7 protein-coding genes and 1 pseudogene are annotated in these 6571 nt (G+C 41.0%); 7 read left to right on the forward strand and 1 reads right to left on the reverse strand.

Annotated features, from left to right (window positions below):
* The 5 genes and pseudogenes from MHN01_RS12675 to MHN01_RS12695 form a co-directional block, all read left to right on the forward strand.
* Positions 1–105 (forward strand): annotated as a pseudogene (locus MHN01_RS12675) (transcriptional regulator); the annotation flags it as partial.
* A 10-nt stretch (positions 106–115) separates the two neighbouring features.
* A complete protein-coding gene (locus MHN01_RS12680) occupies positions 116–1276 on the forward strand; it encodes a hypothetical protein (RefSeq protein WP_239411680.1) in 1161 nt (386 codons plus the stop codon).
* Between the two features lie 14 nt (positions 1277–1290).
* Entirely contained in the window at positions 1291–1662 is a 372-nt protein-coding gene (locus MHN01_RS12685; protein ID WP_239411681.1) for an STAS-like domain-containing protein, read from the forward strand.
* Positions 1659–2345: a hypothetical protein gene (locus MHN01_RS12690; RefSeq protein ID WP_239411682.1), complete on the forward strand. Its 687-nt coding sequence runs from the start codon at positions 1659–1661 to the stop codon at positions 2343–2345. Before MHN01_RS12685 ends, MHN01_RS12690 begins: the two co-directional genes overlap by 4 nt.
* 7 nt (positions 2346–2352) lie before the next feature.
* Positions 2353–3375 carry a tyrosine-type recombinase/integrase gene (locus MHN01_RS12695; RefSeq protein WP_239411683.1) on the forward strand — a complete coding sequence of 341 codons (1023 nt, stop codon included), beginning with the start codon at positions 2353–2355 and terminating at the stop codon, positions 3373–3375.
* 555 nt (positions 3376–3930) lie between these two features.
* Here MHN01_RS12695 and MHN01_RS12700 read toward each other — a convergent pair.
* Positions 3931–4803 (reverse strand): aldo/keto reductase, encoded by an 873-nt coding sequence (locus MHN01_RS12700; protein ID WP_239411684.1) that lies wholly within the window; start codon positions 4801–4803, stop codon positions 3931–3933.
* A 32-nt stretch (positions 4804–4835) separates the two neighbouring features.
* On the opposite strand from MHN01_RS12700, the gene MHN01_RS12705 reads away from it, so the two are divergent.
* Entirely contained in the window at positions 4836–5744 is a 909-nt protein-coding gene (locus MHN01_RS12705; RefSeq protein ID WP_239411685.1) for a LysR family transcriptional regulator, read from the forward strand.
* A 561-nt stretch (positions 5745–6305) separates the two neighbouring features.
* A partial coding sequence (locus MHN01_RS12710; RefSeq protein ID WP_239411686.1) for a hypothetical protein occupies positions 6306–6571 on the forward strand: 266 nt, incomplete at its 3' end.

The following is a 6571-nucleotide window of genomic DNA, read 5'->3' on the forward strand; positions in this document are numbered from 1 at the left end:
CCAGGTAAGAAGCTAGCTATCGCATTCGGCAGCTCAACTATTGAAGTGTCAGAGGATGACATCAAAGTGCTTGGCCGTGTGGCTATGGAAATGAAGAAGAAATAAGTCACTAATAATGAAAAAAATAACCATAAAACAACGAAGGCTAGATGTACTCACAGGTATAAAGCATCGAAAGCAAGGGATTCGAGAAGTTGTATCCTCATCAAAAGCTTGCTGGATTAATAGAATTGATTACAGGCCTGTAAATGATTTTATTGATCGTGAGATAAAGAATGGATTAAGGCACCAAAAACTAAAAAATCGCAAAAACGGTATCATCATCCATCTTCCAGAAGTCATGGATTTCGACAAAAACTATGATGTTACTGTCCAGCATTTAAATGCGATTATTGAGTTAGTAACTCTGTTCAGAAGAAATAAAGGTAGACTACTTCCCCGAGGAGCATACCATCTCGCAAGTGTTAACTTTGACCACCTCAAGTCGATTTCTACTCCAGCTGCACTATGTCTTACTGCGGAGATTTCCAACTGGGAAGACTCCATTAGAAACAAGTTAAAACCACAAATAAAGTGCTGGAATGATGATATTTATGGGCAATTACACGATTTGGGCTTTTTTGACCTGTTCGAAAACAAACCGCAAAAGCCACCTTGCAAAGTAGGTAAAGTCTCAGATAAAAGGCTAGTAAGATACATCAAAGGTCTGTGTGGTGATGAAGGAAAAACGAAACAACTAAAGGATGGTATTTCTGCGATAGTTGGAGATAAAATTCAAAAGTGGACATTTCTTCACAGCGGGCTTGATGAAGCTATCACGAACGTTTCTCACCACGCATACCCTGAGACTGAATTTCAGCGAAGCATGATGAAGAACTGGTTTCTTACAGGCTCGTACAGTGAACGAACCAAAGAGTTAAAAGTTGCCTTTTATGACCAAGGGGTTGGAATTCCAAAAAAACTCCCAACATCTAAAGTAAAGGAGAAAGTTTTTGAGTATCTATCCTCATTTGAAGCAGGCGAGCGTAGGAAAGATGAAGTTCTTCTAAAAGCAGCAGTTGAAGTTGGTAGAACGCGAACTGGACGAGCTGATCGTGGTAAAGGGCTTCACGATCTATTAGAATTCATTAAAAAAAGAGAAAGCGGTCGACTCTCGATTCTAAGTGGCAGAGGCCACTACAAATTTACATTAGAAAATGGTGAAGAGCGTTCGACGACTTCACGTTCAAAACTACCGATTCAGGGTACATTGTTAATCTGGAGCGTAATTCTTTAATCATGGGATTTATTATGAGCATATTTAATATCGGCAAACAGTTCTCTGATGATCCATCTGGTCGTTTTTACTCCGACACAAAAAAACGCAGTGGTGAAGAGTTTCGTGAAGTTCACTTTCGCAGTTTACTAGCAGAGCTGAAAAATAATGAAAAAATCATCTTCATCCTTGACGATGGTGTTGAGGGCTATGGCTCATCATTCCTGACAGAAGGATTTGCAGGAATCGTAACCTACGGTTACATGCAAGCAAGTGCTCTAAAAGACAAAATTGACTTTAAGTACGACGATGATGATTTTTCTTTCTACAAGGAAAAAATCATACAGTACATCGATGAAGCCGAATTTGGCTCAGAGAAATACATTTCAACAAGACCAGCTCAATGATACCTATAGAAAAGCCGCCTATCATTGTTGAGGTTCAAAATCCTCCGTCCGTAACACATATCACCTTTGATATACCCACAACTATCTCAGGTGATATGACGATTACAAACCTCGAAGGCTTAAACAACCTTTCTATCAACATAGCGCAGCTCCAAACACAGCTGGAAACAATTAATACCACATTGAGCGGCATCCCTGATGGTTCCTATCCTGTGGCTTTGGTTGGCTCGTTATCTTCTGTAATTGCTGCATTCATATTTAACGTACTATATTGGTGGCGAGTTGATGAGAGAAAGAAGTTAAACTCTGTTGTCGATGAGTATCTTGTCGCTCTTGACTCTTTTGAAAAAGTAGCCACAGTATATTGGTTGTACCCTTACCAAAAGCGCCATCGGAAAAAAAATGCCATTCAAGAGATGCGTATTGTTTCTAGTGCCAAGCTTTTGAGACAATGTGGCGCAAAAATCGTTGATAACATCCCACATAACTACTTTTTCCTGCCTAATAACAAGTTAAAAAACAGTACAGATGATGAACTCAAACTATTTGCTAGTACTATTTTTGACATCGCAACGGGTGGTGATTTTGGGTCGCCCAAAAGGGATGAAGACCTTAAAAAAGTAAACCGCATCATACAACATTGCACACGAACAAAAATGTTTCTCTCTGGATTAAGTAATTAGGTTTCAGATGACAATCCGAAACCTGAAAGACGGCAGTAAAAAGTCCTGGCTCTGTGACTGCCGCCCACAAGGCCGGAACGGTAAACGGATCCGTAAGCGCTTCGCCACTAAAGGCGAGGCGCTTGCCTTTGAAAAGTTCACCATGCTCGAAGCCGAGGACAAACCTTGGCTGGGTGAAAAAGCTGAACGCCGTAGCCTGTTGGATATGATTGATGTATGGCACGAACGTCACGGCCAATCACTGACCCATGCCAAATACACCTTCAACAAATTGAAGGTGATGGCGCTAGGCATGGGCGACCCACTTTACCACAAGCTCACCGCCAAAATGTTCACCGAATACCGCACTGCAAGATTAGCCGGTGACATTCCCGACCTGAACGGGCGCAAAGTTGAAATTTCATTCCGTACCTGTAACAACGAACAAGACCTGCTTAATGCGGTGATTGTTGAGCTTATTCGAATGGAAGAGTGGAAAGGGCCAAATCCCCTTTCTTCTGTTCGTCAGTTCAAGCTACACGAAAGTGAAATGGAGTTTTTGACCAAAGATGAAATGCGTACGTTAATTAGTGCGGCAGAAGCTCACACACATCATGAAGACTTACACAAAGTAATTAAACTGTGCTTGGCTACAGGTGGCCGTTTTCGTGAAAGTGCCAGCTTAACCGGATCACAGCTTACTAAATACAAGGTGACGTTCACCCAGACGAAGGGCAAAAAGAATCGCTCAGTACCCATCAGTCCTGAGCTGTATGATGTGATTTACAAGGAAGGTTCAGGGCCGCTGTTCAACATTGGCTATTCGACAGTGTATCGCTTCATTGTAAAACATGTTCCACGACTAAAGCAGCAAGCCGCCCACGTTCTGCGCCACACCTTTGCGTCTTACTACATGATCAACGGTGGCAACATCATTGCGCTGCAACGCACCTTGGGCCATAGCGACATAAAACAAACGATGCGTTATGCCCACCTAGCCCCTGATCACCTCGAAGATGTGGTCACGAAAAACCCTCTTTCCAACCTCTAACTGTGGACACAATAGTGTCCACAAAATGTCCACGCAGATTCATAATATGGACATTAATAGAGGTTTATTGACCACACCTAGTGACTTAAGCCTTTGAAAAGCCTTGTGTAGCCTAGCTCCGCGAAGGATGGTTTATAACCAACAAGAATTAATTTTTGTTTTTATGAAACATGAGAAAAGCCAGTAATCTCAATGGATTCAGAACTTTCTCAACAAAAAGCCCTTTCTCTAACCAAAACCTGAGAAAATCACCCAAAAATTCTCAACTATCCCATCAACTCGATCAAAGCAAATCTCGACATTTTGATGATAGCCAGCGCTAAGCTATACGAGAAAGCCCTCTTCCTTATAGCTACTCCTTTGGATCATACAACCATAACCACATACAACCATAACCCCGCGTAACAAACTTTTGGACAAAAGTTTGTCAGCGTCTTTTCTAAATTAGTAACTGATGAATTAGTAAAAGTATCGCAAAGCCTAAGCGACCACCGCTTCTGGAGATAGTCGCCTTGCACGGAAATGGACAAAAATGCGCATAAAAGCCATCTATAGCTAAACCTGCTGACTATTACAAAAAAGTTGCATGTTTCCTTTTAATCGATCGACCTTACCTGTCATCGTCAAAGGCATTAGCCCTTCATCTGAGATCTTTTTTAATACTAATGCTGATGGGCTTATACCATAGCTTCGGGCTTCTTCTCGTATCTTCTTCACTATGTATTTATTTGCTTCGCTGTCGTAGCTATCTGGTAGAGTTCTACTTAATTCAAAGGCTCCATCTAGAAGCGGTGAGTAAGCTACAAGCTTAATGTTTGGATTTTCTTTTCTTAACACACTGATAATCTCTGCATTAAAACAGATTTGTACCCCCAAGTCAGCCCCTTTATGCGGTTCTATTATCGTATGACGGTACTGTGCGTAGCTGACAGGCGTTAAGCCATGGATGTTTATTATATTTTGCAACTCCGAGATTCGTGATAAGAGAAAATTAGAAATTCCAAGTCGCTTAACTACACCATAGCGAACCAAGGAACTAAGTGCAGACCATGTTTCTAATAAAGGTGTCGATATGTCATCAATATGAGCATACAAAACATCAATATAAGTAGTTGATAAACGCTTCAGACATGCTTCCACCGCGCTTTCTATAGAAGCTTTGCTTAAGCCTTCTACTGTATCAAAGTTCTTACCATCAAGAGGTTGTGCTCCAATTTTTGTATGAACTTCGATTTGCTCTCTATTTTTAGTTCTAAGCCAGTTACCGATAACTATTTCGCTTTCACCTCCTTTTCCAGCCCAAAATGCATAGTTGTTTGCAGTATCGATTATTGTTCCACCGCATTCAACAAAGGTACTCATAATCTCATATGCTTGCGACTCAGGGATTGATGTCCCAAAGCCAGCCGTTCCAAGTCCAATATTCATTATTATCACTCCTTAACAGTTAGTTACTTGTGATGTTTAAGGCAAAAAGAACACTACTTCCTTTGAATGCTTTAAAGATTACAAGACAATGTAATTTCAGCAATAAAACAATATGCAAAGGTCTTTTCATGAATGAAATGGGCGTAAACTGGAACGATCTGCAACTATTCCTTTCGGTTGCAAGAGAAGGAGGTCTGTCAGCCGCAGCAAAATCAAGCCAGCGTAGCCCTGCTACACTGGGTAGAAGAATGCACGCGCTTGAAAGGAGTTTGGGAAAGGAGTTGTTTGTTCGGCATGATCGCGGATATGAGTTACTAGCCGATGGAGAAAAATTGTTAAAAGAACTAACTGTGATTGAGTCACAAATAACAACACTCACAGGCACAAGTTCACGAAACAATAAGCCGTTAGTCAAAATCTCTGCGGGTACATGGACTACACTATTCTTAATAAAAAATATTGACCAGTTTTCAGGAACTCTAGATGATACTTTAATACGCTTTATTTCCACAGAAAAAATACTGGATATATCCCACAGAGAGGCCGTCATTGGTATTCGGAATAGCAGGCCTACTGATGAAACTTTGGTTTGCCGTAAATTGAAAAGAGTTGAGTTTGCCCCCTATTCAACTAAAGAAGCTCCTGAAATATGGATAAAGGTACAGTCGGATACCCCTTCGGGGCGTTGGCTCGATCGTTTTGTTAGTAGCCATTCGATTTGTGAAGTCAGTATACCGAGAAATAGTCTCGACCTCGCTCTTGAGGATAAGGGTATTGCACTTCTTCCAACCTTTATAGGAGACGCAGAGCCACAGCTTCAGCGTGTAGGAAACATAATTGATGAACTTGGACATGATCAATGGATTGTAACACACCACGAGGATCGCTACTTACCTGAAGTAAGAAATCTGATAAGTCGACTAGGTAAAGTTTTGAGGTGACATTTGCATGGATATGCAAATATTAGACAAAGCTAGGCTTGGTGTGTTTGAAAGGTTCTGGAAGTTTCCGAGCACCACTGATTATCTGGTCGAGATAAGAATAAATATCACAAACTCGCTGGCGTGAGCTGCAACCAAGTAATTACATTAAGAAGGGAAGGGGTAAAGGTGAGTCAGAGCAGATCACCCTGACTCGTCACTGGACAGAACAGTGTCAGTGAGTTTGCTATTTTAGCAGTTCATGAATTAGCTGAAGTTTCACACGCCTTTAGTTTGCCGACCAAAATTTTGCCGCGTACAGCCTGTATAAAGGTTGTGTTACTCCTGAAAACCGAGCACCTTTTGCGTTATCTGTAGCGTCAGGCTTGGGATAATGGGGTGTTACTGATTATTCCAGAAAAAAATGCTGCAAAAAGTTGCGCTCCCGCGCGGGAAGACAAAAGCTTAAGTTCAATAAAGTTAAATGAATATAAGTATTAACTATGGCGCGCTTGGCAAAATTTGTTGTCAATGCCGTTTAATTAAGAATCAAGACCTTTCGTCTAATAATGGAGATGCACGATGATTAATATTTTTGTCTATCACAATGAAGAGAAAATTGGCAAATCAGTAAAAGATATCGGGCTTTTAACCGCTTATACCAATAATAATGTGGAAGGTTCAGAAGGTGGAATTATTTGGGTAATTAGTGCTGTAGGAAAAAAATCGAAGAGATATATGGCTTCAATGTGTTTCGTAATAAATGAGGTGAGTACGGGATATAGCCCTATAAAAGATTTCAAAAATTCAGTTACTGGTGTAGAAGGCGTTATTTTAGATGAGCCTGT

The sequence above is a fragment of the Photobacterium sp. OFAV2-7 genome, from assembly GCF_022347985.1.
Lineage (GTDB): Bacteria > Pseudomonadota > Gammaproteobacteria > Enterobacterales > Vibrionaceae > Photobacterium.

What these genes read in the sequence shown, in the direction of transcription:
- MHN01_RS12700 (WP_239411684.1), bottom strand. Translation starts at nt 4,803, where the DNA reads ATGAATATTGGACTTGGAACGGCTGGCTTTGGGACATCAATCCCTGAG.
- MHN01_RS12705 (WP_239411685.1), top strand. Translation starts at nt 4,836, where the DNA reads ATGTTTAAGGCAAAAAGAACACTACTTCCTTTGAATGCTTTAAAGATT.
- MHN01_RS12690 (WP_239411682.1), top strand. Translation starts at nt 1,659, where the DNA reads ATGATACCTATAGAAAAGCCGCCTATCATTGTTGAGGTTCAAAATCCT.
- MHN01_RS12680 (WP_239411680.1), top strand. Translation starts at nt 116, where the DNA reads ATGAAAAAAATAACCATAAAACAACGAAGGCTAGATGTACTCACAGGT.
- MHN01_RS12685 (WP_239411681.1), top strand. Translation starts at nt 1,291, where the DNA reads ATGAGCATATTTAATATCGGCAAACAGTTCTCTGATGATCCATCTGGT.
- MHN01_RS12695 (WP_239411683.1), top strand. Translation starts at nt 2,353, where the DNA reads ATGACAATCCGAAACCTGAAAGACGGCAGTAAAAAGTCCTGGCTCTGT.